Consider the following 2,960-nt stretch of genomic DNA (forward strand, 5'->3'; position numbering starts at 1 on the left):
CATAACACATATAAGGCCCCAGCTTGTCAATAAGAATCCTCAAAAAATAATCACTTAAGGCTGTCTTTTTCAGGCAGTCTTCTTTTTTTGAGAAAAATGGAGCTTCCGTTCAAAATAAAAAAGCAAAGCCTGAATCGCAATTCAGAAAAAGATTCCAGGAAAAGCGTCCTGAATCAAACACATATAGTCGGTCACGTCAAACCTGAAAAAACAGATTTACGGCACGAAGAATTTCACCGGTACCCATGCCAAGCCTGAAGCAAAAATAAGATGGTCATCATACGATGCCGATAGTTATATGGGCAGGTCAAGGCAGGGACAGTCCGCTTATTTATTTTCAACAAAAACAGAATATAAAAAAAGGCGCAGTGGCAGCGTCTATTCAAAAGTTACGAAGTCACGGCATCCGGGACAGAAAGAATGAGAGGCGGTCTAAGCCGCATATAATCTTCATTTTTCAAAAGTCCCGCCGTATCCGCTTCAGTTATGCGAGAAGCTCGCCGCCACTGTCCTTATTTTCAATTTTCTTATCCCCATAAAACTTATCGGGATTAAAAGCCTCTCTTCGCTTGAGCATGTAATAAACCGTACGCCCGAGTTTCTGTGCAATGATGCTCATGGCTTTTGCTTTTCCATACCGCTGCACAAGCTTATCATGCCACCTCTGGCCACGTTCATTATTACGGAGAAAGAGAACTGCCCCTTCTGAGAATGCCCATTTGAGATGCACGTTTCCGATTTTATTATGGCCGCCTTTTTCCTTCTTGCCGGCAGACTCATGGGAACACTTTACAAGGCGGCAGTAAGAGATAAACTTACCGACATCTGAAAAACGATGGATGTCATCTATCTCGTAAAGGATTGTAAGTGAGAGGATAAATCCGAGGCCCGGAACTGAATTGATAATGCTGTACGAAACAGGATCCTGCACTTCCATGCTGTCCTCAATCTGAAACTCAAGTTTTGTGATTATGTCATGGTAAGCCTGGAACATGGCAAGATCTGCATTCACCATTTTGAGTGTCGCCGGATTATTGAATTTCTGAGGAATCGTATTTCTGTAAACTTCACTCCTCATTCGGGAAGATGTCAGAGGTTCGTTTATATTGTACTGATGATTTGTATTTTGCAGATGAACGGAAAGTTCGGCGCGCTGTCTGACAAAGAAGAGACGTCTTCTGAGCAGGTCGCGAACTGCACGCTTTGCTTTTGGATATGCATATGCAATCGGGAACATACCTCCGCGAAGCAGGTTTGCAATTTTCTCTGAATCTATTTTGTCACTCTTCGTTTTTCCTCCGTGAATTGACTTCATGTAATAGGCATGTCCCAGTGCAAAATCAATTCCCTGTTCCGCACAGAAATCTGCAACCCAGTACCAGGTGAAGATGCATTCAACGCCGACTACAATGTCCTTTCCAAAAGTATTGGTCACAAGCTCCAGATTATCTCTGGAACATTCCATGTTTTTGTGGAATACAGTTTCACCGATGTTGTTGATAACACAGATGTACATCGTTCTTGCGTGAAGGTCTATTCCAATGTAAAATTGATGCTGGTTCTTATAGAATCTCATTAAGGTCCCCCTTACGAATTAATTAGGATATTGTGCCCTGATGGACTTATCTATCTTAGCACGATAAACCTGGGGCCTTAATGATTTTCAATGGTCGTAATCTGACTTCCAACTTCCGGACCTTCGTAACCATTGTTTGAACTTTAGCCATACGGCTAAAGTTTAAGGGTTGGACTAAACTAATAACCGTTAGTTTCCGATACTCTACATATGAGCAAAAAGAATATCTCCCAGGAAAAAATCATACAATCATTTATTGCTTCGGCCTTTGAAAAAAGTCCCGGAGCAACTTCACTTTCTGATATCAGCGAAATCCTAGGTATAAAAAAAGCCTCACTTTATAATCATTTTGAAAGCCGTGATGCAATGTACGAAGCCACTCTTGAATTCTGTGCTTCTGAAATTGCCAAGGTTGGATTTGCTACAGAAGGGACTCTTGATACAATCATAAAAAATAAAACTTCTCCTCTCACATTGATAAAAAAACTGATTGCCCGCTTTTTTAATCTTTTTGAAAACGAACCGCTTTTTGAAATGTACAGTTTTGTGCGTACCGAGCAGTATTTTAATATTAAGGCGCTGGAAATTGTGCGAAAGGAAAATCAGCGTATTTATGATGATATTTATAAAATAATTGAAGCTTTTTGCGCGGTTGGAAAGATTAAACAGAAGAATGAGCGTGAAATTGCTGATGTAGCCAATATTTTATCTTCATATTTAATTCAGAGTCGTGATTTTTATATTGCAAACCGCAAGGAAACTGTCCGCCAGAATCCGGAAAGCGGTGCGGGAAGCCTTTTTGCCCTTCCTACCGATGATCAGGCATTGAATAAAATCCAGAAAAGTTGTGAAATAATTTTGAAAAATTTCCTGGATTTATAGTAAAAAAACAGCAGAAAATGGTTAGAAAATCGATTTTTCAGCGAAAATTAGACGAAATTCTCACAAATTTTGATGAAAATTCTTCAAAAAATGGCAAAAAACCGTCACTTTTGCTGCATGCCTGCTGCGCTCCCTGTTCATCTTATGTGCTGGAATATCTGGCAAAATACTTTGAAATTACGATTTTGTACTATAATCCCAACATTTATCCGGAAGAAGAATACAGGCGGCGCCTGGGCGAACTTGAAGATTTTTTGCCGAGATTTACGCCTGCTGTGGATGCTAAGGTTAAAATTGTAAAGGACTCCTACAAACCGGCGGAATTTTATGCGGCTGTCGGAACTGATAAAGAACCTGAGCTTGCCAGGGAGCCTGAAAAAGGTGAGCGCTGCCGCCGCTGCTACCAGCTTCGTTTACGCCGCGCTTATGCTTACGCGTCTGCCCACAACTTTGATTATTTCTGTACGACGCTTTCCATCAGTCCTTTTAAGGATGCGGAAAA

General features: G+C 40.9%; 3 protein-coding genes. 2 read left to right on the forward strand and 1 reads right to left on the reverse strand.

Going from position 1 to position 2,960, the window contains the following annotated elements:
• Positions 1-484: 484 nt before the first annotated feature.
• A complete protein-coding gene (locus tag IJJ71_RS11440) occupies positions 485-1,576 on the reverse strand; it encodes an IS110 family RNA-guided transposase (RefSeq protein WP_296847158.1) in 1,092 nt (363 codons plus the stop codon).
• A gap of 210 nt (positions 1,577-1,786) precedes the next feature.
• Here IJJ71_RS11440 and IJJ71_RS11445 point away from each other — a divergent pair, with 210 nt between their 5' ends.
• Together IJJ71_RS11445 and IJJ71_RS11450 are read left to right on the forward strand one after the other, a co-directional pair.
• Positions 1,787-2,458: a TetR/AcrR family transcriptional regulator gene (locus IJJ71_RS11445; protein WP_296847160.1), complete on the forward strand. Its 672-nt coding sequence runs from the start codon at positions 1,787-1,789 to the stop codon at positions 2,456-2,458.
• Between the two features lie 17 nt (positions 2,459-2,475).
• On the forward strand, positions 2,476-2,960 hold a 485-nt coding region (locus IJJ71_RS11450), incomplete at its 3' end, for an epoxyqueuosine reductase QueH (protein ID WP_296847162.1).

Origin of the sequence: Treponema sp., from assembly GCF_017430385.1 — a bacterium.
Taxonomy (GTDB): Bacteria; Spirochaetota; Spirochaetia; order Treponematales; family Treponemataceae; genus Treponema_D.